The 23768-nt window shown below is 43.8% G+C and carries 19 protein-coding genes; 13 read left to right on the top strand and 6 right to left on the bottom strand.

Annotated elements, in window-relative coordinates; all coding sequences use genetic code 11:
* Window positions 1–2: 2 nt before the first annotated feature.
* The 4 genes from DN752_RS09880 to DN752_RS09860 all read right to left on the bottom strand — a co-directional run bounded on the left by DN752_RS09880 (window position 3) and on the right by DN752_RS09860 (window position 3537).
* Window positions 3–473 carry a ribosome maturation factor RimP gene (locus tag DN752_RS09880; protein ID WP_112786492.1) on the bottom strand — a complete coding sequence of 157 codons (471 nt, stop codon included), beginning with the start codon at window positions 471–473 and terminating at the stop codon, window positions 3–5.
* Window positions 474–777: 304 nt separating this feature from the next.
* A complete protein-coding gene (locus tag DN752_RS09875) occupies window positions 778–1308 on the bottom strand; it encodes a hypothetical protein (RefSeq protein ID WP_112783786.1) in 531 nt (176 codons plus the stop codon).
* Window positions 1309–1778: 470 nt separating this feature from the next.
* Window positions 1779–2222, bottom strand: a complete 444-nt coding sequence (locus DN752_RS09865; protein ID WP_112783784.1) for a hypothetical protein — start codon at window positions 2220–2222, stop codon at window positions 1779–1781.
* On the bottom strand, window positions 2206–3537 hold the full coding sequence (locus DN752_RS09860) for a hypothetical protein (protein WP_211324195.1): 1332 nt from the start codon (window positions 3535–3537) through the stop codon (window positions 2206–2208). Before DN752_RS09860 ends, DN752_RS09865 begins: the two co-directional genes overlap by 17 nt.
* Before the next feature lie 908 nt (window positions 3538–4445).
* Between DN752_RS09860 and cysS the strand changes: the two genes are divergently transcribed.
* From cysS to metK, 9 genes are all read left to right on the top strand, one after another.
* A complete protein-coding gene (cysS, locus tag DN752_RS09855; protein WP_112783782.1) occupies window positions 4446–5939 on the top strand; it encodes a cysteine--tRNA ligase in 1494 nt (497 codons plus the stop codon).
* Window positions 5929–6915: a M28 family peptidase gene (locus tag DN752_RS09850; RefSeq protein WP_112783781.1), complete on the top strand. Its 987-nt coding sequence runs from the start codon at window positions 5929–5931 to the stop codon at window positions 6913–6915. Before cysS ends, DN752_RS09850 begins: the two co-directional genes overlap by 11 nt.
* Before the next feature lie 591 nt (window positions 6916–7506).
* Complete coding sequence (locus DN752_RS09845; protein ID WP_112783780.1) at window positions 7507–8523, top strand: LacI family DNA-binding transcriptional regulator; 1017 nt, start codon at window positions 7507–7509, stop codon at window positions 8521–8523.
* Between the two features lie 130 nt (window positions 8524–8653).
* Complete coding sequence (locus DN752_RS09840; protein WP_112783779.1) at window positions 8654–9733, top strand: aldose epimerase family protein; 1080 nt, start codon at window positions 8654–8656, stop codon at window positions 9731–9733.
* A 15-nt stretch (window positions 9734–9748) separates the two neighbouring features.
* A complete protein-coding gene (locus tag DN752_RS09835) occupies window positions 9749–10900 on the top strand; it encodes a galactokinase (RefSeq protein WP_112783778.1) in 1152 nt (383 codons plus the stop codon).
* Between the two features lie 178 nt (window positions 10901–11078).
* On the top strand, window positions 11079–12128 hold the full coding sequence (locus DN752_RS09830) for a UDP-glucose--hexose-1-phosphate uridylyltransferase (protein ID WP_112783777.1): 1050 nt from the start codon (window positions 11079–11081) through the stop codon (window positions 12126–12128).
* A 483-nt stretch (window positions 12129–12611) separates the two neighbouring features.
* Window positions 12612–14060 (top strand): hypothetical protein, encoded by a 1449-nt coding sequence (locus tag DN752_RS09820; RefSeq protein ID WP_112783775.1) that lies wholly within the window; start codon window positions 12612–12614, stop codon window positions 14058–14060.
* A complete protein-coding gene (locus DN752_RS09815; RefSeq protein WP_162633184.1) occupies window positions 14008–14445 on the top strand; it encodes a hypothetical protein in 438 nt (145 codons plus the stop codon). Before DN752_RS09820 ends, DN752_RS09815 begins: the two co-directional genes overlap by 53 nt.
* Window positions 14446–14987: 542 nt before the next feature.
* Window positions 14988–16241 carry a methionine adenosyltransferase gene (gene metK / locus DN752_RS09805; protein WP_112783772.1) on the top strand — a complete coding sequence of 418 codons (1254 nt, stop codon included), beginning with the start codon at window positions 14988–14990 and terminating at the stop codon, window positions 16239–16241.
* 176 nt (window positions 16242–16417) lie between these two features.
* Here the strand turns inward: metK and DN752_RS09800 are convergent, their stop codons facing one another.
* Window positions 16418–17404, bottom strand: a complete 987-nt coding sequence (locus DN752_RS09800; protein ID WP_112783771.1) for a D-alanine--D-alanine ligase — start codon at window positions 17402–17404, stop codon at window positions 16418–16420.
* Between the two features lie 1053 nt (window positions 17405–18457).
* Window positions 18458–18691, bottom strand: coding sequence for a hypothetical protein (locus DN752_RS09795; RefSeq protein ID WP_112783770.1), 234 nt, complete (start codon window positions 18689–18691; stop codon window positions 18458–18460).
* Between the two features lie 227 nt (window positions 18692–18918).
* Here DN752_RS09795 and DN752_RS09790 point away from each other — a divergent pair, with 227 nt between their 5' ends.
* The 4 genes from DN752_RS09790 to DN752_RS09775 all read left to right on the top strand — a co-directional run bounded on the left by DN752_RS09790 (window position 18919) and on the right by DN752_RS09775 (window position 23750).
* Entirely contained in the window at window positions 18919–21096 is a 2178-nt protein-coding gene (locus DN752_RS09790) for a S9 family peptidase (protein ID WP_112783769.1), read from the top strand.
* Between the two features lie 186 nt (window positions 21097–21282).
* On the top strand, window positions 21283–21657 hold the full coding sequence (locus DN752_RS09785; protein ID WP_112783768.1) for a hypothetical protein: 375 nt from the start codon (window positions 21283–21285) through the stop codon (window positions 21655–21657).
* Window positions 21658–21708: 51 nt separating this feature from the next.
* Window positions 21709–22173 carry a Clp protease ClpB gene (locus DN752_RS09780; RefSeq protein WP_112783767.1) on the top strand — a complete coding sequence of 155 codons (465 nt, stop codon included), beginning with the start codon at window positions 21709–21711 and terminating at the stop codon, window positions 22171–22173.
* 110 nt (window positions 22174–22283) lie between these two features.
* The gene (locus DN752_RS09775; protein ID WP_112783766.1) at window positions 22284–23750 is read left to right on the top strand and encodes a glycine--tRNA ligase; all 1467 of its coding nucleotides are present in this window, start codon (window positions 22284–22286) and stop codon (window positions 23748–23750) included.
* The last annotated feature ends 18 nt before the right edge of the window (window positions 23751–23768 follow it).

Raw genomic sequence — 23768 nt, 5'->3', positions numbered from 1 at the left:
TTTTATTTAAAAGAGACTAATACAATTGATTTTTTTATTTGCTCAAAAGCGATCTTTTCTTCTTTCTCGACAGCTTTCTTGCCTTTTTCTTTGTGCTTTACCAGCAAGGTAATCTCCGATTGGTCCATTGCGGTAAGCTTGCCTTCCAGTGTGTCTCCACTTTCCATGGTGACTTTTAGGTTCCGGCCAATGTTCTTTTGATACTGCCTTTTCCCTGTCAGAGGATGATCCAGCCCTGGTGAAGAAACTTCCAGCACATAGGCATTGTCTATGATGTCCTTGGCTTCAAGCTCTTCACCCACAGCCCGACTGACTGTGGCACAGGTATCGATGTTTAAGCCCTCATCAGCATCGATGAGGATACTGATTTTTTGTTTGGGACCTTTTTCATTCAGAAGGACATCCACTACAAAATGGGCATCATCGGGCAAATGCTTGGTGACGATCTCTTCGATAGTCTGTTTCAAACTCATATTACATTTACCTATAATGAAAGAGGGGACGATGTGTCCCCTCTTATAAACGACTAAATACGATACAAATGTAATGATTTTTTTTTCGGAAAAAAAGTAGGATTGTTGAGAATAAATTTTTCGGAGGGCCTGAATAAAGCAATTTACCCCATAAGCATTGATATCTTGCCTTGTCAATTCGAGGGAGGATGTGATGGTGGGATTTTTGTCAGAAAGTGATTATCCATAAACCAAATTAAAACCTTCTCTGTTTTTCCATGAGGAAAGGAGCCTTCCAGGATGGGAGTACTTCTCTGATTATTATCTAATGCCCTGATATGGAGATTTTTACCTCTAATTTCAAATACTCATCGCTTGGTAATTTGTACAAGAAAAACAATTTCCTGAATGGTGATATTTCATTTGGTGATTGTTGTTTCCATGCATTTCTTTTTATCCATTGGTAACCTTTTAGTGCTAGCTGGTTAAGACTATCGGGAGGTAATGATACAATTTGACAGTCTTTGATCATGAATTCCATCCTGGGCACTTCTATTTGAGTATTGTCTTTTCCACTTTCACGATCATAAAAATAGGTTCCTTTGCTTTTTTTAGATTTGACTTTATTTTGGTAATCTACATAGGTTTTTTTATCCAAAAGGGATAATAGGTCAAAGTCTATTGATGAATCATCAATATTGAATTCGCCTTTACTCGTCATAATGATATATTCTGAGGAGCTGTCATCCAATATAAACCAAGCGTCTTCATTTTTCTGGGCATCTGCCAGAACGATAGGGGAGCAAATTAATGAGACTGTCAGGCTGATAGCAATTAGGTGTTTTAGGTTTTTCATGGGTCGTTTGTCACATTTTCTACTTGATAAAGATGGCCACTTGAATTAGGAGTTTCCTTTTGGTTCTGTCCATAAGAAACCTCGGTTAATGAGCGCTATGTATCCTACTACCTTTTATTAATACATAGCCATTTTCATTTTTTAGCACAAAGTAGAGGTCTTCAAAGTTATTCAAGACTATCCGGTTACTGGTTTTGGTGCGTTCGTTGTTCTTAATCCATTCAATATCGACAATCTTACCTTGTAGATTTTCAATGTAAACTTCATCCAAGCGGTGTCATGAATGGCTTTTGGGAGTGGTCGGGTAAAAATTGAAGGAGTAGATCTGAGAGGAATAGCGATAATGGCAGTAGGTGGTTTTTTATATCAGTGAAATAAAACCCACCAGATGTAGGAAAGCTAAACCTGATGGATATTTAGTCAATTAATCTATCCCGAGGAAGATATTCGAAGAGTTGTTTGTTTAATCACTAGTAATATTCATAAATAGATGATATTCGAGGATCAGGCCAATGCATCTCATATCTTAGGTATTTTCCCTCACAAACTTCTTCAATGAAGTAAATATGGGCAAATGTATGATAGGTAAATTGATCTAGCCTCTCATTTTGCGAAAGCAAATATTCATAATTCACTAACTCTAATTTAGAGAAATCAGCTGATGAAAGCGTATCAGTTTTTGAGTCTGTAACAAATTGAGCATCACAAATAAAAAAATACCAATGATCCTTGACCAATACTTTTCGGAACTTCTTTACTTTAGGAGCCAATTCATAATTTTCAGCGATACAGCTATCCAAGCTAGAGTCATCAAATAATAAATATACTGTCTCCCTATCTTGGTTTTCTGTTCTAAATGAAGTAGTTAACAATATTAAAATAAAAGATAAAATTACTCTATTTACATTTTTCATCCTTATGGTTACTTAAATAATCAGAAATTACTTTTTTAATTCTATTTTGCTCTACGGTTCCTAATTCATTCCAAGATTTAGCGGAATTATACCGTAGACCTTCCCATGCTAGGTCTAAATATAATTGGTCTGGTTTATCTCCTTTAGGTACAGCAATGCCTGTATCAAATTCTTGTAAAATATTAGCTATAGTTCCTCGAAAATAGTCTGCCATTAAATTATGTTGCCAATTTCTGGATTTCTTATAATATTCATACATTGAGGGGAAATCACCCTGTCTTAATAGGTTTTCCAACTTTTCTCTTGTTAAAGAGTTGAAATTTGGCTTTCCTGCCAATGACATTAATTTCCGAACCATTTCAGCATGTATCACTTCATGTACAATTGTTTTAGCAACCATTAAATTTGGGCGTTGGTTTACCCCTTCTTTATCAGAACCAGAGTCTAGTTTTATGGTAATCACATAATCTTCAGAATGAAAAACAGGGTCTTTCTCGCTAGTTTGTGGAGGTATGGTAACTCCGAAACCTTTTTCTAAATCTCCAAGTTGAAATTTCAAATGAGCAACAGGAAAATCCCCGTCAAATTTTTGAATGGCATTTCTGAAGCCCCCTCTTAAATTTATTAGCTTATCGTATATGCAGGCTGCCTTTCCCGTAAGATTATTTATGATTTTATAATCGTCTTCTTCATAAGGAACACAAGGCACCACCATTCCAGGGATCGTCGGATGCGGATCATAACATGCCTCATCGGTCTGTGGAGGGTTAGGGCCATGGCCATTACTGGGGAGCGCATATCCTCCTCCGTTAGAACTTGTTTTTTCTGGCGCAGAGCTTTCTTCAGTAAATCGGCATTCCAAATACATGTCTGAGCCTAGGTAATAATCGTCCCCATAAGGATTTACCTGATACCAGCGGATGATCTCGTATTGGCAGTTATAGTTAATAGACCCGCCGCCACTGCTTGTTCCTGAGTCCTCAGCAGAATCTTGATTGTCATACCTCGATTGTTGGTAGTCATTCGCCTTCTTGTGATCCTGTTGTTTCTTTGCGACCCTTTTGATGATTTTTGATGTGTTCCCTTTTGCATATTCCCATCCACCAATAGGCTTTTCGTCCCAGTCAAACAACATTCTGGTTCCAGAGAATGCTTCTGGTACCGACATGAAGTTATATCGCGTAAGATCCTCCGCTGAAAAAACCTTATCCCCTCCATACTCATACAGCCGGGAAATATAGACCTCGTACTCCATTTCCCCAACAGGGAAAAACAGCAGGGTGTTGAAGGCATTGACATCTTCTTTGTCTTCCATCGAAGCCAGTATTTCATGGTCTTGATTCAGGTAAACTTCAATTACATTCCTGCCATCATTAAGCTGATGCTCCACAGCATATTCCCAATCCGGAGTCTTTGATAGTCGGATTACCCTGGAGTTTTCCTGCGATTGTTGGTCAAGCATGGGACGATTGCTTTCAAACCACCTTTGGGAATTTAGGAGTTCCTGGGATTGGGTGTCTATTAATCTCCTGCTTTTCGAGTTGTCTAAGTCACTGATACATGAACCGACAAGGAATAAAAGTAACAGGGCCGTTATAATATTTAAGTTTCTCATTTTAAAAAAAATTACATTGAAAATTTATTTAATATAAATTTAACAATAATTTTTATATAAAATAAGGTTATAATATGACTGAATTATATGATAATTACCATTTTTACGTAATTTAAATAGTAAGGGTCAAGTAGAAAAGGTCTGGATAGCTAGATTAAATAGCTCTTAAACTGATCGTTGTTACGAATTGCCTGATTTAAAATTAGTACTACTTTTTGTGCTACTTTAGAGGAACCTAAAACGAATAGACCTGACACAGCAGGTGTGTGGGTGGTGAGATTAAGCATTGCTGCGTCTTGATTTTTCTTTGTTTCGTTTCATCCAAGAAAAAATAAAAAGTCAAGCATTGATGTTAATTATCGTCAGTAGTAAAATGCTTAAAAGAGGAAATTAATAGTTTCTTGTAGGATGCTCCATGGTCTTGCCATTTCAGAAGGTCTGATATCGTTAATTCTTTTGTGAAGAAACATTATATTTGGACCTATATATGGAATTTTTATAAACGTACTGGAGTTTTATCTTCTGATAAAATGGATTTTGAATTTTAAAGAATAGTTTTGTAGCCCAAATACCTGCAGATTTCCTATCGGTTTAATTAAATTTGTTTTATGATTTCCAAAGATTTGAAGATTTATAACACGCTGAGTCGTGACAAAGAACTTTTTGAGCCTTTTAAACCGCCCTTCGTCGGGATGTATGTATGCGGCCCCACGGTGTATGGGGATGCCCACCTGGGTCATGCCCGACCGGCCATTACCTTTGACACCGTGTACAGGTACTTGAAGCATCAGGGATATAAGGTGCGGTATGTGCGGAATATCACTGATGTGGGGCACCTGCAGGGTGATGCCGATGATGGCGAGGATAAGATTGCCAAAAAGGCCAAATTGGAGCAGCTGGAACCCATGGAGGTGGCCCAGCATTATACCGATTCCTACCATCGCGATATGGATCTGCTCAATACCTTCAAGCCCAATATTGAGCCTAGGGCTACAGGACACATTCCTGAGCAGATCAAGTTGGTACAGGATATCCTCGATGCTGGATTTGGCTATGAGGTGAATGGCTCGGTGTACTTTGATGTAGTAAAATATAACGAGGAAAAGCCTTACGGGAAGCTTTCAGGAAGGGTTGTGGAAGAGCTGATGAGCGGAAGCCGAGAACTGGACGGGCAGGATGAAAAGCGCAACCCGATTGATTTTGCACTTTGGAAAAATGCCGCTCCCGAGCACTTGATGAAGTGGGACTCTCCTTGGGGCGTGGGTTTTCCCGGCTGGCACCTGGAGTGTACAGCGATGAGTTCGAAGTACCTCGGTGACCAGTTTGATATCCACGGCGGTGGCATGGACCTGATGTTTCCCCACCATGAGTGTGAGATCGCCCAGGGCAATGCCGGCCATGGCCATGATCCGGCGAAGTACTGGATGCACAATAACATGATCACCATCAATGGCCAAAAGATGGGTAAATCCTTGGGGAATTTTATTACCCTACAGGAGCTTTTCAAGGGTAAGCACGACCTGCTAGAGCAGGCCTACAGCCCTATGACCATTCGTTATTTTATCCTGACGGCACATTATAGGTCCACGCTTGACTTTTCTAACGAGGCCCTGAAAGCAGCCCAGAAAGGTTACAAAAAGATCATCAATGGCCTTCGTATTGCCAAAGACTTGCAGTACAAAGAAGCAGATGGTATGGAGCTGGATGAGAAACAAGTGCAGCAAGTGGAGAAAAGCATCGAAAATGCGTATCGCGCCATGAACGATGACTTTAACACCGCCCAGGCCATAGGCCAGCTGTTCAATTTGCTAAAAAAGATCAACAGCATCTTTACAGGACAACTTGAGGCAGCCGCCTTGGGAAAAGAAGTTTTTGAGAAATTAATTCAGACCTTCATCGTTTTTGTAGAGGATATTTTAGGTCTGGTGGAAGAAAAATCAGACAAGCAGCAAGCGCTATTGGAGCTGTTGCTGAAGCTGTACAAAGAGGCCAAGCTGGCCAAGGATTATGATAAAGTCGATGAGATTCGTGCCGCACTCAAATCCATTGGCATAGTGGTCAAGGACATGAAAGAAAAAGTAGATTGGGCTTATGAAGAATAATTTAATATGGGCATTAGCTATCGGGTTATTGCTGTTAGCTTGTGGTGAAGCAAAAAAGGAAACGGTTCAGGAGCCTGTCGTTACGGTTCCTGTGGCAGAGGTTCCGGATTTTAACGCTGATTCTGCTTACCATTTTATCCAAAAGCAAGTGGGTTTTGGTCCACGAGTGCCCAATACAGAAGGCCACATAGCCACCTCCCAATGGCTGCAGGAGAAGTTTGCTTCCTTTGGTCTCAGCGTGCAGACGCAGGAATTTACAGCAGAAGCCTATGATGGCAAGCAGCTGGAACTGACCAATATCATTGCCTCCTATAATCCGAATGCCAAGAAAAGGATCCTTTTGGGAGCCCATTGGGATACGCGAAGGGTGGCCGATAAGGATACTGAGCGCATCAATGAGCCCATCGATGGGGCCAATGACGGTGCCAGTGGCGTAGGGGTGTTGCTGGAGATGGCCCGTGTGATCACTTCAGCTTCCAAGCAGCCGGAAGTAGGGATAGACTTTATCCTTTTTGATGGCGAAGACGATGGCAAGCCAGAATCGGTCAAAGCCGGTGCCAATGATGCCAAATGGTGGTGCCTAGGTTCACAGCATTGGGCCAAAACACCGCATGAACCCGGCTATGCAGCCTATTACGGCATTCTGTTGGACATGGTGGGAGCCAAGGGAGCTCGCTTTTACAAGGAAGGGGTGTCCATGCAATATGCCAAAGGCATCGTCAATAAAGTATGGAACTACGCCCATTCGATCGGACATAGCGACTTTTTCCAGATGCGTAAATCCCATCCCATCACGGATGACCACATTCCTGTAAATGAGGTGGCCAAAATCCCGATGATCGATATTATTGATTATTCCCCTGACTTTGGCTTTGGTCGTTACCACCATAAGCATGCTGACAATATGGATGTCATCGACCCCCGGACTCTGAAAGCAGTAGGGGAAACTGTACTGTTTACGATATACCAAGAATAAGCGTAAGTGTCTAGACGTGAGATATGAGACGTGAGATTTCCTCCATTAGGAGAGGAGGTTATGTAGGATTGTTTTGGAGCAAAGAGCCAAGAAGAAAGAAAAATGACAATTGGCGAGCCGACAGCGTAAGACTATGCCCAGCTAGGATTACAACCCGCATGCCCCAAGCTCAAGTAATCGTTATTGACCTTGGGGGCTTACTTTTTTGCCACAACGTCTCGAAGTCTCCAAGGGGGATGAATTAAAGAGGGATGAATTGGGATTGTCGTGTACTTGGTCTATTATTTCCTGAAAACACCTAGCGTCTTGGCGACTTGGTGGCATCCTATTGATCCAATAAAAGCACTGAAGGTACAGCAGACTGATTAGATGCTTACCCCCCCAATTGTGCCCAATGTTCCTAATGTGGTTACCAAATAAGTTAGCTGTTTTAAGTTACTTTTTTCGATGTCTTAGAATCCGGGTTTAACGGTCATCTTAGTGCCTTGGCCACTTGGTGGCTTCCTGCCTCCAAAATGCTAACTGTGGCATTGGATTAAGACTCTTTCCCCAAAAAACTGTATATTCATTTTTTAAGTGAATGGGAATAAAATGAAAAAAGGACAAGTTACGATCAGGGACATTGCGTTGAAGCTGAATATCAGCATTTCTACTGTTTCCAGGGCATTACGGGATTCACCGGAAATCAAACTGGAGACACGAAAGAAGGTCTTGGCCATGGCCGATAAGCTGAATTATTCGCCCAATGTGGTCGCCCAGAGTTTACGGGTCAATAAAACCAAGACCTTGGGGATCGTCGTCCCTGAGCTGGCCTCTCATTTTTTTGCTTCCAACATCAGCGGTATGCAGGACACCGCCTACCGCAGAGGTTACAATGTAATGATCTGTCAGTCCAATGAGAATTTTGAGCAGGAAAAATCCGATATCCGTACCTTGGTATCCAGTCGGGTAGATGGGCTTTTGATTTCCCTGAGCCGAGAGACGGTTTCCTACGAACACCTGCAAAACCTCATTGACAGGGAAATACCCTTTGTGCTCTTTGACCGCATTTTGGAAGGATTGCCAGTGTCCACGGTGACGGTGGATGATACCTTGGGAGCGTACAAGGTGACGCGCCACTTGATCGAGCAGGGCTGTAAGCGTATTGCTTTCATCTCAGGCCCAGAAGGCATGTACATCAGCCAAAAGCGCATGGCCGGGTATGAAAAAGCATTGAAGGAAGAAGGCTTTGCCCCGGAGCCAAGTTTGGTTAAGAATAGCTCGCTGACGACAGCAAGTAATCAGGCACTGGTGGGCGAGCTGCTCAACCAGCCAGAACCGCCGGATGCCATTTTTGCGATCAATGACCCGGTGGCCATAGATGTGATGAAATTCTTAAAAGGAAGAGGTATTCGTATTCCACAGGACATTGCGCTGGTGGGTTTTACCAATATGCCCCTGTCAGACGCCTTGGAGCCAGCACTGTCCACCGTGGACCAACCGGCCTATGAGATGGGGCGACTGGCAGCCAATAATCTCTTGGACCAGCTGATGGATCCAGATAGTTTTGCGCCACAGAACATCGTCTTGGATACGGAATTGGTCATTAGAAAGTCCTCAGAAAAGTAGTAGGGGTTTGGAAACGTTTTCGGGAACGTTTTTTTCAAAATTTAGCCCCAAATGCCCTGAATAACATTTTTTAATCCCTTAAATTGGCTGTTGCATTTATGAAAATTGTCAGTCAATAAACCTTTTACCCTTGTCTACAAAAAGCATCAACCGCACTAACGTTACTGTCGAAAAGACCGTTTTTGGTCAAACCACCGCCGGCAGGGATATTCATTTGTTTACCCTGAAAAATTCCAATGGAGCAAAAGCCTGTGTGACCAATTATGGTGCTACGCTCACCCATTTGGTCGTTCCCGATAGGGAGGGGGAAATGACCGATGTAGTGCTTGGCTTTGACCGTTTTGAGGATTATGTGAGCGAAGCTAGCCAGAAGGCGGGAGCCTTTATGGGCTGTACGGTCGGCAGAGTCTGCAATCGCATCGATCATGGGCAATTTGAGCTGGAAGGAAAGCAGTACCAAGTGGCTGTCACCAATGGTGCACACCACCTGCATGGCGGCCAAGAAGGATTTGATAAGAAAATCTGGGAGGCCAACACCATCGAAGGAGGAGTGGAATTTACCTACACCAGCCCCGACGGGGAGGAAAATTACCCTGGGACGCTGACCGTAACGGTAGCCTTTACGCTTTCGGAAGAAAACGAACTGACGCTTACCTATGGTGCCAAGACTGACAAAACCACCGTGGTCAACCTTACCAACCACTCTTATTTTAACCTCTCCGGTGACCTTTCGTCCACTATTTTGGAACATGACCTGCAAGTTAATGCCCCATTTTATGTAGCAGTCAAAGAGGGCAGCATTCCTACTGGCGAAATACTATCTGTCAAAGGCACACCGCTGGATTTTCTCCAAACCAAAAAGGTGAAGGAAGGTGTGGAAGCCGATCATCCGCAGACAGTGATCGCCAATGGACTGGATCAAACGTTGGTCTTTGACAAAAATCAACCTGCGGCCGTGCTTACTTCTGAAGCATCAGGAATTCGCATGGAAGTAGCTACCTCAGAACCAGGTGTTCAGCTGTATTCTGCCAATTATTTTGACGGCACACTTCAGGGAAAGGGAAAGACGTATCCAACGCATGGCGGGATAGCGCTTGAGACACAGCATTTCCCGGATTCGCCAAACCACCCCCATTTCCCTTCTGTAGTGCTTCGTCCAGAAGAGCGGTTTCAGAGCTATACCTCTTTTAAATTTTCAGTCATTAAGTAAAGTAACCATACTATCATGAACCCAGAAATCATCACGTCAGCGTTCGTCGAACTGTTTGACAAAAAGCCTATTGTCGTAAAGTCTCCAGGGAGGATTAACCTGATCGGAGAGCATACCGATTATAATGAAGGCTTCGTACTTCCTGCAGCGATCAACAAAGAAATCGTCATCGCTGTCCAAAAGAATGACAGCGAAGAATGCCGTTTGTTTTCCAACGATTTTCAGGAATCCCTGACCTTTGGACTCAACGATTTTGAGCCGATGGAAGGTGGCTGGGGCAATTATGTCATGGGCGTAGTCGCCCAATTGCAGAAGGCCGGCTACTCCATCGAAGGGTTTGACTTGGTTTTTGGCGGTGATGTGCCCGTAGGAGCGGGATTATCGTCTTCCGCTGCCGTGGAAAACGGTGTTTGTCTGGCTTTGTCCGAATTGTTCGATCTTGGACTGGAGCGCTTGGACATGCTGAAGTATGCCCAAAAGGCGGAGCACGAATTTGCAGGCGTACAATGCGGCATTATGGACCAATTTGCTTCCATGATGGGCAAGGATGACCATGCCATCCGATTGGACTGCCGATCCCTCGAATACAGCTATTTCCCAATCGAGTTGGGCGATTACCAGATCATTCTGTGCGATACACAGGTAAAGCACTCCCTGGCCGACTCTGCCTATAATGACCGCAGGAAGGAATGCCAAGAAGGTGTGGCAGCCGTGCAGCGAACCAACCAAACGGTAAAAAGCCTCCGTGATGTGTCCTTGGAACTGCTGGAAGAAACCAAATCTACAATCAGTGAAGTCGTGTATAGGCGCTGTAAATTTGTCATAGAAGAAAATGCGCGGTTGCTCAAGGGCTGTGAATTGCTGGAAAAAGGTGATATCAAAGGTTTTGGCCAGCAAATGTACGGCTCCCATGACGGACTTTCGCAGATGTACGAGGTGAGCTGTAAGGAGTTGGACTTTTTGGCGGACTTTGCCAAATCCCGTGAAGCGGTGGCTGGTGCCCGGATGATGGGCGGTGGCTTTGGTGGCTGTACCATTAACTTGGTGGAAAAGAGTGCCAAGGAGACGTTCGAAAAAGAAGTGGCCGCTGCCTACGAAGAAGCCTTCGGCAAATCCCTCCAAATCTATGAAGTGGACGTTACGGATGGTACGAGAGTCGTTGGGTAGTGCCAGAAAGAAAAGTGTCAGGTAGCAAGGCGCTAGTATCAAGATGAATGCCGTGTAGTTACTCCTTGTGCAGTGTCTCTGTCCCAGCACTCCTGAAAATTGAGCCGCTGACTCAGCAAAGTGATCATTGTGTCCCATTTACATTCAAAACCTCATAACATTACAACACTCAACCCTTATGTCTGATTTTAATTTTGAAGACCACAGTCATAGAAGATATAATCCATTTACCGGTGATTGGCTCCAAGTGTCCCCACACCGCGGCAAGCGGCCTTGGCAGGGACAGGAGGAAGACACTTCAGAGGCCCAAAAGCCCGCCTATGATGAAACATGTTACCTCTGCCCCGGCAATACCCGTATAAATGGGGAGAAAAATCCTGATTATGCTGGTGCATTTGTGTTCCAAAATGATTTTGGAGCTTTGACAGAAGACATTCCCAATGGTGAGCTGTCCGAAGGAGAATTTTTCAAGGCCAAAAGTGAACGGGGAATTTGCAAAGTTATTTGCTTTTCGCCCCGACATGACCTGACCATTCCCGAGCTGGATGTGGAGGCCATCACCAAGGTGGTGGAGCTCTGGAAGGCAGAGTATGAGGGGCTGGGCAGCAAGGACTTTATTAACCATGTCCAGGTCTTCGAAAACAAAGGATCTGTGATGGGCTGCTCCAATCCCCACCCCCATGGACAGATCTGGGCGCAGGAATCCATTCCCGTCGAGCCCGCCAAAAAGCAGGTGAAGTTTGGTGAATATTACCAAAAATACGGACGTAGCATGGTGCTCGATTACGTGCACGAGGAACTCAAGAAAGGCGAGCGTATGCTATTTGAGAACGATTATTTCGTGGGCTTGGTGCCATTTTGGGCGGTATGGCCTTTTGAGGCGATGATTGCGCCTAAGACGCATATCGCGAGTCTGGCAGACATGGATGAAGGTCAGATGGTAGCCTTGGCGGATGCTTATCGCCAGCTGGCGATTATGTATGACAATATGTTTAAGGTGTCCTTTCCCTATTCGGCGGGAATCCACCAAGCTCCGACGGACGGCCAAAACCATCCAGAATGGGACCTGCATATGGTGTTCTATCCGCCACTGCTACGTTCTGCTACCGTGAAGAAATTTATGGTAGGCTACGAGATGCTGGCCAATCCACAACGGGACATCACCGCAGAATCAGCTGTAAAAATCCTAAGAAACCAGCCAAAAGAGCATTATAAAGTGGGGAAATAAAAGGGATTTGCAATCCCTCAGACAATACCCGTCTGTAATATAGCGCCTAAGTAGGCCATGGGGGCTAAGGGTCATATTTGAAACTTGGTGCCTTCGAGCCTTTGTGGCAAACGGGTCAAGTGGTATTGAGTTTAAAAACTCACTGTTGATAGTTCCGCAGCCCAGCTGTCGGAACAACTGGGACCCGAAGGCTTTTGGGTACTTAAAGCAAAATAGGGCTAAAGGTAATTATTTCAGTTATTTAGTGGTAAAGTACTGGTATTTAGGTGTTTATTGGACTGTGTTAAATGAGCGGAGGAGGCTATTTTTGTAAAAGATGCATCTTTTTATTCCAAATATTTACCATAAGCACTTTTACAATGATGAAAAACAAAAACCTCCTCGCAGCCATGGCCATTAGCTTGGCGGCATTCAGTTCCTGCCAGGAAGAAATTACCCCCCCATCACATAGACCAGACTACCCAGGAAGTCAGTGGTGAGGGGATGATCCAGCTGGGAGAACAATTGGAAAACCCTTATTCGGTGACCAATATGCAAAAGGCCTATCAAAGCCTGAGGGCTGCAAACCCAAACAGTAAACTAGAAGATGTCACCATCGATGCCAGCCATATTTACATCAGGTTCAGGCCTCAGGACGAAACCGAACTGGATATCCTGAACAGTGACTCTACTCTGGTCCTGTACAGCTATCCACTGGATCATGAGATTCCCGAAGGCGGAGACCACTACCATGATCCAGAGGTTCCCGAAGGGCAGCCTACCTATCAGTACTGTGCCATTCCCAAGGACAAACCGCTTCCTAAGGGAGTAGCGTTTGAAGTACTCGAGGAGTTGTTTATTCCGGAGGAACTCGATGATGTGCCTAACGAGAGAATGCTGCCTGATGTATATCTAGATGCTCTAGTCGACGAGGCATTGCGGCTTACAGGTAATTTAGAAGTGGAAGATAAGTTTGGTAATCCTGAAGTACAACGAAAAAAGTGGCACCCTGCTGGCAGAATAGCCATTTTTGATGGAGATTTGGGAGGATATGTTGGGGTGCACGGGGTGGAAGTCCGAGCAAGAAGATGGTTTACTACCCATAAAGGCTATACAGCCAGCAATGGATACTTTAGCTGTGACGGTACCTTCAAACGTGACGCCAATTACAGCTTCAAGTGGGACCGATATGATTTTGAAATAAGAAATGGTGACAATGGGCCAGGCAGTGATTTGGCCGAAGTTAATGGTCCCAAGATTACAGGAGGGTGGAACTTAAATATTTCATCTACATCAAATCATTGGTTGTATGCGTTAATATTTCAGGCAAGCCATGATTACTATTATGGAAATCGCTTAGGACTAAAAAGCCCTCCGACCAATTCCTTCTGGAAGCCCAAGGTAAAGATTTCTGCTTATAATTATAGAAACGATGAGGCCAATGGGCGGCACTGTAAGGATTGCCGATTTTTGGGAATAGGCTCCCGGATCAAGATATGGGAAAACACCAATGAAAGCTCAGGTATATATGCGACCACCTTACACGAACTTGCCCATGCTTCGCATTGGGAATTGAGAAAGAACGATTGGTTGGCTACAGAAGACAAGGTACAAGAAAGCTGGGCACGAGGTGTGCAACGGGAATTGGCTAGGTTGAGATATAAAAACTACGAACCTATATACAGCAGACTTCAATATACAGGTTTAGTTCCTGATTTAATTGATGGAGAAAAGTGGAGTGTTTCGTACTGTTATTGGACAAGTAAGACCTCATGGAATGAGTCTTACAAAGAGTACAGAGATCAAGTGACTGGATATAGTATTAAAGAAATAGAAGATGTCATGGAAAACACTTCTACATGGGGAGTTTGGAAAAAAAATCTTAAAAACAATTACACAAATGAGACGGAGATTTATTTGGATTCGAGTTTTGATTATTGGGTTAGTAAGTAACCTGTTTTTATCTTGTATAAAGCAGGATGTTGATAAAAGACAAGTTCAGCAGTATATTTTTAATAATCTAACTGAACACTTGATCTCAATTGAAATGTATCAAGGTAATGATGTATACAATTTTGAGCTTCCAAAAAGGGATAGTTTGGTTCAGGAAATTGAACTGGTGTTTGGTAGTTCTGAGGGGTTGATTTTATATGCTGATTCAATTAAAATTGAATTTGATGACCTGAAGGAAATTAAATATTTACCATCAGATGAGTCTTATAGGAACTTACTTCATCTGCAGAGTTATGATAATAAAAAAATTGGAGATGTTTTAATCACTAGATATTCCTTTCTAGAGGAAGATTATCAAAATGCGGAGGTCATTGAAGAAGATTGAAAATAGACAAAGCCGGAAGGGTGCTCACCTTTCGGCTTTCCTTTTTTAGGGAGCATGATAATAGTGCAGTCTGGAAACTTGGTGCCTTTGAGCCTTTGTGGCCGACGGGTTATGTGGTATTGAGTTTAAAAACTCACTGTTGATAGTTCCGCAGCCCAGCTGTCGGAACAACTGGGGATTTGCAACCCCTTTTATCTATATAATGTCAACTCCCTTAAGCAATACCCGTCTGTAATTTAGCCTCTAAGTAGGTCATGGGGGCTAAGGGTCATATTTGAAACTTGGTGCCTTTGAGCCTTTGTGGCCAACGGGGCAAGTGGTATTGAGTTTAAAAACCCACTGTTCATAGTTCTGCTGCACAGCTGTCGGAACAACTGTTGGTATTGTTGCTTCGTGACTTTGTGGCAAAAGAGCATCTGTAAAAACACCCGCTAAACAAGCGTATAGGCCTGATATCATTTATCCCAAAGTAAAAGTTTTTTATTTCCTGCTTATGCTTTAATTTTACACGCCATTACTACTTGTAATTAAAAATTCGATATATGCCTTATTTATTTACCTCAGAGTCTGTTTCTGAGGGACATCCTGACAAAATCGCTGATCAGATATCAGATGCGCTTATTGATAATTTTTTGGCGTTTGATCCCCAGTCCAAGGTGGCTTGTGAAACGCTGGTGACCACTGGGCAAGTGGTCTTGGCAGGAGAGGTGAAGTCCAATACTTACCTTGACGTCCAGAAAATCGCCCGTGATGTGATCAACAGGATCGGCTACGTGAAGGGAGAGTACATGTTTGACGGAAGCTCTTGCGGGGTGCTTTCGGCCATCCATGACCAGTCGCCGGACATCAACCAAGGCGTGGACCGTACAAGTCCCGAAGAACAAGGTGCGGGTGACCAAGGGATGATGTTCGGCTATGCCACCAATGAGACCCAGAATTATATGCCTTTGGCACTGGACCTTTCGCATAGGCTGCTGAAGGAGCTTGCCGAGCTGAGAAGGGAGAATGAGGAGATCTCTTACCTCCGCCCAGATGCCAAAGCACAGGTAACGATCGAATACAGTGACGATAACGTCCCCCAGCGGATCAAGACCATTGTGATTTCGACGCAGCATGATGAGTTTGCCGATGAGCCTACCATGCTGAAAAAAATCAAGGAGGACTTGATCAGCATTTTGATTCCAAGGGTAAAAGCTCAGCTGATCCCGGAAATACAGTCGCTCTTTACCGATGACATTACCTATCATATCAATCCTACAGGGAAGTTTGTGATTGGTGGGCCGCATGGAGATGCTGGGCTGACGGGTCGTAAGATCATCGTGGATACCTACGGTGGCAAAGGAGCCCACGGCGGAGGGGCATTTTCCGGGAAAGATCCCTCAAAAGTGGATCGTTCTGCTGCTTACGCCACACGACATATCGCCAAAAATATGGTTGCGGCAGGAATTGCCGATGAAGTGCTGGTACAAGTCTCCTACGCCATCGGTGTAGCCGAGCCAATGGGTATTTATATCAATACTTACGGCACTGGCAAGGTGGACATGAAGGATGGGGAGATTGCCGAAAATATCCAAAAGATCTTCGATATGCGCCCTTACGCTATCGAACAAAGGCTGAAGCTTCGCAATCCTATCTATGAAGAAACGGCCGCCTATGGCCACATGGGCAGAACCAATGAGGTGAAAAACAAAACATTCATTTCCCCAGATGGCACATCCATCAACTTGGATGTAGAGCTGTTCACTTGGGAGAAGCTGGATTATGTCGATACCTTGAAGAAGAAGTTTGGTATTTGACCCGGTTTATGCATATAAAAAACGTCATTGCGCTGTGTTCGCGCAATGACGTTTTTAACTTAAAAATTAAGTTGTTGAAAAAGATGACCGCCATCATTCCTTTTGCGGAAGTTGTCGGCTTAGATTGAAGTCAAGAGACTTCTTTTTTTGTGCCGATTTTTTTTACATCACCCTTACTACTTCCACATTTCCTCGATGATCTCGGTATAGAATTCCTTGACTGTTTTGCCAATGGCCTTTACCTGCTGCGAAATAAGGCTGGTTTCAGTTTGGCCGGGTACGGTGTTGATTTCGATAAAGAAGATTTTTCCGGTATTTTGCTCTAAGAAATAATCCATTCTCACGGCTCCTTTGCAGTTGAGCTTTAGATAGACTTTTTCGGCGACGACTTTTACCCTGTTTACCTCCTCCTCGCTCATTCGTCCAGGAGTGATCTCTTCAGTGACCCCAGCGGTATATTTGGCTTCAAAGTCAAAAAACTCCTTGGAGCTGACTATTTCCGTGGCGGGAAGGACAATGACATCATCATCCACCTTGTACATGCCGATGGAGAATTCCCTTCCTGAGACAAATTCCTCGATCAGCACTTGATTATCTTCAGCAAAAGCCTTGTCCAGGGCTTCTTGAACCTCTTCTTCGGTTTTTACCTTGCTCATCCCGATGCTGCTGCCGCCATTATTTGGCTTGACGAAGTAGGGAAGGCTAAGTTCCTCAATCACACGCTGAGTGTTTTGAGGAGTGTTTTTGAAGAGTTGGAGGGATTTGGCGACGTGGAGGCCTTCGATGTCCTGAATGATGGCTTTGGTATAGCCCTTGTTCATGGTAATGGCGGAGGTGAGAGGGTCACAGGTAGTATAGGGAATCTCCATCATATCAAAATATCCCGCCAGCTTGCCGTCCTCTCCAGGTGAGCCGTGAAGGATGTTGAATACACCATCAAAGGTGATCTTTTCCTTATTGGTCAGTACCGAAAAGTCGTTAAGGTCCACGGATTGTTTTTGACCGCTTGGGTCAGTGTAGTACCAATGGTCTTTTTCAATGATGATTTTATAGATATCATAGCGGTCCCTGTCTATCTGGGTTTCCACCACTGCCGCGCTTTTGAGCGAAACCACGGATTCCCCGGTAAAGCCCCCGGTTACCAAAGCTATTTTTTTCTTCATGGAGTAAATTTAAATGACTTCGCTATGATTTCTAAACATTCTTCTGGATTAATGAAAATATTGCCACCAAGTCCCCAAGACACAAAGAACACACCTTGTGGTGTTGAGTTATAAACTCAAAGCTCGTGGTTCCGCAGCACAGCTGTCGGAACAACCATAGCCGTCAGGCTAACGTCTGTAAGTTGCTGAAAATCTATGTTTTTATTGATGTCTGGACTATTGACAAATGGTCTAGGGGGATTTTAAATCCCCATTATTCCGGTTCGCGATTACAAATCCCGAACAGCTAAGTTCATGTATTTGTGGTAGTTGGTGTGCCGATAGCAGCTTAAACTGACGGCTATGGTCGGAACAACAGGAGGGAAGTTAATAACCGACCTTTGTGTCTTTGAGGCTTCGTGGCCCACTACAGTTAAACCCGATTTATGCATTAGGAACCGTAGTGAGGACTGAGAGTGCAAGAAAAGCAGTTGGTTTGGAGGTGTGAGCGTAGCACCGCTACGGTTACACCGAAAACTAAAGCAAAGCGGCTGATTTTAAAGCAATTTCAGGTCGCAATAGATTGGCTAATGCATATTTCGGGTTCAATGCCGTTTAGTTAGTATGTACCTGGAAATATTGGTTCTATTGTTTTTCTGCTAAATTCCAAGATGGTTTTCATCTCTTTACCTTTGTCACTTTTTTGCTTCAGGTCAAAAAAGTAACCAAAAAACCCCGCCGCTGTGCATCTATTGGCCTAAAATTAAAATCTTCCCTCATGCAGGCAAACTCCTCCTTTTCTAGCAGCCAACATTCTTTTTGGCTAGTATTTCGTCAAACAAGCCTGCCTTCTTGCCCACCCGCTTTTTAATTTCTTAACGCCCAATACCTGCAAGGCGGATCCATTTTGTACATATTTTAAAAGGCCATGGATTAAAATCATAAGGCTCTCAATGGACGATCCGTATTGGAAAATCTTCTTAACTAAACGGCATTGATTTCGGGTTAAAATAAAAAAAAGCAGGAAAATCGATCGTTTTCCTGCTTTATATTGGCTTGTAGACCCTTTCTGTGTTATGAATTCACAGATAGTCCTAGGTTAATGCCAAGTCCAAGTGTCAGGCCGCCCAACACTGCTGCGAGGTTAAGACCAGCTCCTGCAGAAGCGTCCACAGATGGTAGCGACAATGAAGAAAGCGAAGGAAGAGCGATGGACAGACCTCCATTGATTTCATTTTGTTGAAGATCGGAGATTTCTTCTACGCCCATTTCTTTAAGGTCGAATGTGTTTTGTTCAAAAGATTTCATAAAAGTACAGTTTGTGATTAAAATAACCCCATCTTAAGGGATGGGACACCTTTGATATGTCCAAATCTAGTTGTTGTCTGTGCATAATAATTGCACAAAAGAGACAAATGCTTGAAAAATCCCTTGAAAAGAAACTTGTGCTGAGAACTCGATAGCCTAGATAGTGACCTTGAAGGTCAATTTTATTATATTTAGCGCACAGAATAAAATCCACAATATAACTATTTATGAACCGAATAAGCATTTTCGCGCTAGCGGCATTAATGATCAGTATGTGTACAGAAATTTACGCACAACAAAAAGAGGTTTCCCTAGCCTCCGTATTCAAAGAAGGAGTATTTGACCAGAAGTCTGTCAGAGGGATCAACTGGATGAAAGACGGACAATATTACAGCTCATTGGTCAAAGAAGAGGGTATCTCCAAGGTGGTCAAAATGAATATCAGCACCGGAGAGCAAGAAGCCGTGCTGATAGATGGCAATAAATTGGGAATCGAATTTTCCAGCTATTCTTTCAATAATGATGAGACGAAGGCATTGATCGCTACCGAGGTGGAGAGCATCTACAGAAGGTCTTCGAAGGGGGTGTTTTACGTAGTGGATATTGCTACGGGCGTATCCCAAAAGCTGATGGATGGGGAGAAAATTTCCTATGCTACCCTTTCTCCTGACAATACCAAAGTGGCCTTTGTAAAAGATAACGACCTTTATTATATCACATTAGCAGATAACGAGGTGCACCAAATCACCAGTGATGGCGAGTGGAACCATGTCATTAACGGGTCGGCAGACTGGGTGTACGAAGAGGAATTTTCCATGGCCCAAGCTTTTGAGTGGTCTCCTGACGGTCAAAAAATCGCTTTTATCCGTTTTGATGAATCGGCAGTGCCAGAATACAATATGCAGCTTTGGGGGCCATTGTACCCACAAGATTATAAGTTTAAATACTCGAAGGCGGGTGAGAAAAATGCAGAAGTAAGTATCCATGTTTATGACTTGGAAAGCGATGAGTCCAAAACCATGGATTCCGGCATTGAAAAAGACATCTATTTACCAAGAATCTACTGGACAGGCAATAGCCAGACCTTGGCTTTTATCCGTCTCAACAGGCTGCAAAACCAACTTGACCTTCTTCATGCCAACACGGAAACAGGCGATAGCGAAGTGGTTTTGACAGAGACAGCAGCAACCTATGTGGACCTCAATTATAATGACAATCTCCTTTACTTAGAAGATGGCAAAGGATTTATAAGGACTTCTGAACAGGATGGCTATAAGCACATCTATCACCATGATATGGACGGTGAGCTGCTCCAACAGGTGACCTCAGGGGATTGGGAAGTAACCGAAGTAGTTGGCATAGATGAAAAATCAAAAAAGATCTACTACGTGTCTACTGAGAAGTCCCCACTGGAGAGGAATCTCTATGCCGTCAAGCTTAATGGCAAGGGCAAAAAGGAACTGACGCCTGCTCAAGGGTCCCATGCCATCAATATGAGCCGTGACCAGAAGTACTTTATCGACTATTATAGCACCGCCAACCAACCGCTGCATATTACCTTAAATGATACCAAAGGGAATGCGATCAAAGTGCTGGAAGACAATAAGGCGTTGAATGACCGCTTGGGAGAATATGCCTTGAGTGAAAAAGAATTCTTCCAGTTCCAGACAGTGGACGGCACCCAGCTCAACGGCTATATGATCAAGCCCGCTGACTTTGATGAAGGCAAAGAATATCCCGTACTTATGTACGTCTATGGCGGCCCTGGTTCCGTGAATGTAAAGAATTCTTGGGGCGGCACGAGGGACTTTTGGCACCATCATTTGGCATCGGAAGGCTATATCGTCGTTTGTGTGGACAATAGAGGGACTGGTGGCCGAGGCCGTGCCTTTAAGCATGCCACTTATGCCCAGTTGGGGAATTTGGAAGTGCAGGACCAGATTGCCGGAGCTAAATACTTGGCGTCTCTTCCTTATGTGGACGGTGCTAGAATCGGCATTTGGGGTTGGTCTTATGGGGGCTATATGTCTTCCCTCTCCCTAATGCTGGGCAATGAGGTCTTTAAGACCGCGATCGCAGTAGCGCCGGTGACCACTTGGAGATATTATGACACCATCTATACCGAAAGGTACCTGCAGACTCCTCAGCTGAATCCTTCTGGATATGATGATTACAGTCCGCTGACTCATGTGGACAAGCTGAAAGGGAATTTTCTGCTGATCCATGGCACGGGCGATGATAATGTCCATTTCCAAAATTCAGTAGCTTTGTTGGATGCTCTGGTGGCTGCGGACAAGCAGTTTGAGACCTTTTACTATCCGAATAGAAACCACGGCATTTATGGCGGAAACACCACTTGGCACCTGTACAACCTGATGACCAATTTCATCAAGGAGAAGCTTTAACCCGGAATTAATGCCGTTTAGTTAAGGCAATGGGGCTGGTCTCTCACAGAAATTACCGAATGCACGAAAATAGATTTTGTTTCATTCTGTGTATTCAGGGAAAACTGTGAGAGACTTTTTTCAATATATACTCAAAATTGATTTTTAGCTGAAAAGCACCTATCTTGGTTAGAAACCCAATAACCTATGAAAGAAAAATTAAATACTTCTCTACAGTCGATTAGTTTGATTGCTGTGGCCGGACTGGCGGCTTGGTCGGTATTTTACGACGAGCTTTCTGCACTCAAGCTTCTCTCCTATCTAATTATTTTTTTGGTATTCATCGAAGTGTTAAGCCTTATTTTGATTCGGAAAACCTACCCTGAGAGCCATACCACCTTTAAGGTCGGCATTATTGCCACACTTCTCATCCTTTTGGGAATAAAGCGGATGTTGCCGGATTTCTTTGTCCCTTTGGCTGTGATTACGTTTGCGATCAATTACTTCTATAATTTCTATACCAACAATAAACGCCGCAAGGGACAGTTTAAGCGAAAAAAGCCAAGTAAATTCAAGTTGTAATCGCATTGGTCGGCACGTTATTTGATCTTGATGCGCGTAAAAATTACTGCTATGATAAGATACTTACTGTTGTTTTTTCTGTTGGTTCCGATGATTGCTCCGGCACAGGATCGGTTTGAAAAACTCGTAAAAGAGCGACAAGGACTGCATCAACAATGGAAAGACTCCGAGAAAGATAAATCCGGTATTTTTGGCAACCGTACCAAAAAGGACATGATCAAGACCAATGAGTGGATGGAACGCATTATTCTTAAGGATAATTTGATCATGGATGAACTGGAAATGCTGAAAAATATCGAAACTACGGAGATCAAATACGAAAAGGATGATTATAAATACATCGCCCAAAAGCAAGAGCAGGATATCGGCAAACTGAAAAGGGCCCTGGACAATAAAGATGAGGAGATCGCTGATGTGGCAGCAAGTAAAAGAACCTATGAATGGACAACATTGATATTTTTTCTGACGACGCTCGCTGCAGGTTACCTGTTTTATAGAACTAAAAGGCAGGTGTAAAGCTGTGCCATGCTACTATTTGGAAGGGATAAGCTAAAAATCGGCAATTTTCCGATTTTTCAATCTTCTTATCTTTCAATCTTAACACCTATTTCCCTATTTTTGCGGCTATGGCAAAGACAGAACAAGCAACCGAAAATACACAATTGAAGGACATTATCTCACATGCCAAGGAATATGGCTTTGTGTATCCTTCATCCGAAATATACGATGGACTTCAGGCCGTTTACGATTATGGCGCTTATGGAGTGGAACTCAAAAACAACCTCAAGCGACTATGGTGGGAGTCCATGACCAGGCTGAATGATAATATCGTGGGTATCGATGCAGCGATTTTCATGCACCCAACCACTTGGAAAGCTTCTGGACACGTGGACAGCTTTAACGATCCCATGATCGATAATAAGGATAGTAAGAAGCGATACCGTGCGGATGTATTGATCGAAGACAAGGCTGCCGAACTCGAAAAAGCAGGAAAAGAAGAGGAAGCCAAATCATTGCTTGCCACCATGGGGAGGCTCTTGGAAGCCGAAGACCTAGAGGGCGTGCGTGACCTGATCGTAAATGAAAACATCACCTGTCCTGTAAGTGGTACGGCTAATTGGACGGACGTGCGTCAATTCAACTTGATGTTTGCGACGCAGGTAGGCTCAGTGGCCGAAGACGCCTCTACCATCTACCTCAGACCAGAGACAGCCCAAGGGATTTTTGTCAACTTCCTAAATGTACAAAAGACTGCCCGTATGAAGGTGCCTTTCGGTATTGCACAGATCGGCAAAGCCTTTAGAAATGAAATTGTGGCGCGTCAGTTTATTTTCCGGATGCGAGAATTTGAGCAGATGGAAATGCAATATTTTGTGCGACCCGGCACTGAGCTGGACTGGTACAAGGCATGGGCCGATACTCGTGTAAAGTGGCACAAAGCCTTGGGAATCCCTGAAGAGAAACTCCGAACACATGACCACGATAAGCTGGCCCATTACGCCAATGCTGCCATGGATATTGAATTTGATTTTCCATTTGGCTTTAAGGAGGTAGAAGGGATCCACTCTAGAACGGACTTTGACTTGAAGAGTCATCAGGAATTCTCCAAGAAGAAGCAGCAGTATTTTGATCCTGAGGTAAACCAGAATTATATCCCTTATGTGATCGAAACTTCCATCGGTGCCGACCGCTTGTTCTTAATGACACTTTGCAATGCCTTTACGGAAGAAGAGCAGGAAGGTAAAAAGAGGACCTACCTAAAGTTACATCCGGCTATCGCTCCTGTAAAAGCAGCCATTCTGCCACTGACCAAAAAAGACGGTTTGCCTGAAAAAGGTCGGGAGATTTTTGACAAGCTGAAGTTTGATTTCAATGTGGTCTATGAAGAAGCCGCATCTATTGGAAAACGTTATACTCGTCAGGACCTGATCGGAACGCCATTCTGTGTCGCAGTGGATCACCAGACACTTGAAGATAATACCGTGACCATTCGTCACCGGGATACTACCGAGCAAGAACGTGTCCATATCGATGAGCTGCACGGTAAACTGGTTTCGGCAACGAGCTTTAGATCAATCTTTGATAAAATATAAGCTCGATTTTGAGCGATT

It is taken from the genome of Echinicola strongylocentroti, from assembly GCF_003260975.1.
Taxonomy (GTDB): Bacteria; Bacteroidota; Bacteroidia; order Cytophagales; family Cyclobacteriaceae; genus Echinicola; species Echinicola strongylocentroti.
Note: the sequence above shows the minus strand (reverse complement) of the source record. Positions and strands in the feature narration are given on the sequence as shown.

Bases quoted from the DNA above. Each gene is read 5' to 3' on its own strand.
- DN752_RS09880 (WP_112786492.1), bottom strand. From the start codon at position 473: ATGAGTTTGAAACAGACTATCGAAGAGATCGTCACCAAGCATTTGCCC.
- DN752_RS09875 (WP_112783786.1), bottom strand. From the start codon at position 1,308: ATGAAAAACCTAAAACACCTAATTGCTATCAGCCTGACAGTCTCATTA.
- DN752_RS09865 (WP_112783784.1), bottom strand. From the start codon at position 2,222: ATGAAAAATGTAAATAGAGTAATTTTATCTTTTATTTTAATATTGTTA.
- DN752_RS09860 (WP_211324195.1), bottom strand. From the start codon at position 3,537: ATGGAAGACAAAGAAGATGTCAATGCCTTCAACACCCTGCTGTTTTTC.
- cysS (WP_112783782.1), top strand. From the start codon at position 4,446: ATGATTTCCAAAGATTTGAAGATTTATAACACGCTGAGTCGTGACAAA.
- DN752_RS09850 (WP_112783781.1), top strand. From the start codon at position 5,929: ATGAAGAATAATTTAATATGGGCATTAGCTATCGGGTTATTGCTGTTA.
- DN752_RS09845 (WP_112783780.1), top strand. From the start codon at position 7,507: ATGAAAAAAGGACAAGTTACGATCAGGGACATTGCGTTGAAGCTGAAT.
- DN752_RS09835 (WP_112783778.1), top strand. From the start codon at position 9,749: ATGAACCCAGAAATCATCACGTCAGCGTTCGTCGAACTGTTTGACAAA.
- DN752_RS09830 (WP_112783777.1), top strand. From the start codon at position 11,079: ATGTCTGATTTTAATTTTGAAGACCACAGTCATAGAAGATATAATCCA.
- DN752_RS09820 (WP_112783775.1), top strand. From the start codon at position 12,612: ATGATCCAGCTGGGAGAACAATTGGAAAACCCTTATTCGGTGACCAAT.
- DN752_RS09815 (WP_162633184.1), top strand. From the start codon at position 14,008: ATGAGACGGAGATTTATTTGGATTCGAGTTTTGATTATTGGGTTAGTA.
- metK (WP_112783772.1), top strand. From the start codon at position 14,988: ATGCCTTATTTATTTACCTCAGAGTCTGTTTCTGAGGGACATCCTGAC.
- DN752_RS09800 (WP_112783771.1), bottom strand. From the start codon at position 17,404: ATGAAGAAAAAAATAGCTTTGGTAACCGGGGGCTTTACCGGGGAATCC.
- DN752_RS09795 (WP_112783770.1), bottom strand. From the start codon at position 18,691: ATGAAATCTTTTGAACAAAACACATTCGACCTTAAAGAAATGGGCGTA.
- DN752_RS09790 (WP_112783769.1), top strand. From the start codon at position 18,919: ATGAACCGAATAAGCATTTTCGCGCTAGCGGCATTAATGATCAGTATG.
- DN752_RS09785 (WP_112783768.1), top strand. From the start codon at position 21,283: ATGAAAGAAAAATTAAATACTTCTCTACAGTCGATTAGTTTGATTGCT.
- DN752_RS09780 (WP_112783767.1), top strand. From the start codon at position 21,709: ATGATAAGATACTTACTGTTGTTTTTTCTGTTGGTTCCGATGATTGCT.
- DN752_RS09775 (WP_112783766.1), top strand. From the start codon at position 22,284: ATGGCAAAGACAGAACAAGCAACCGAAAATACACAATTGAAGGACATT.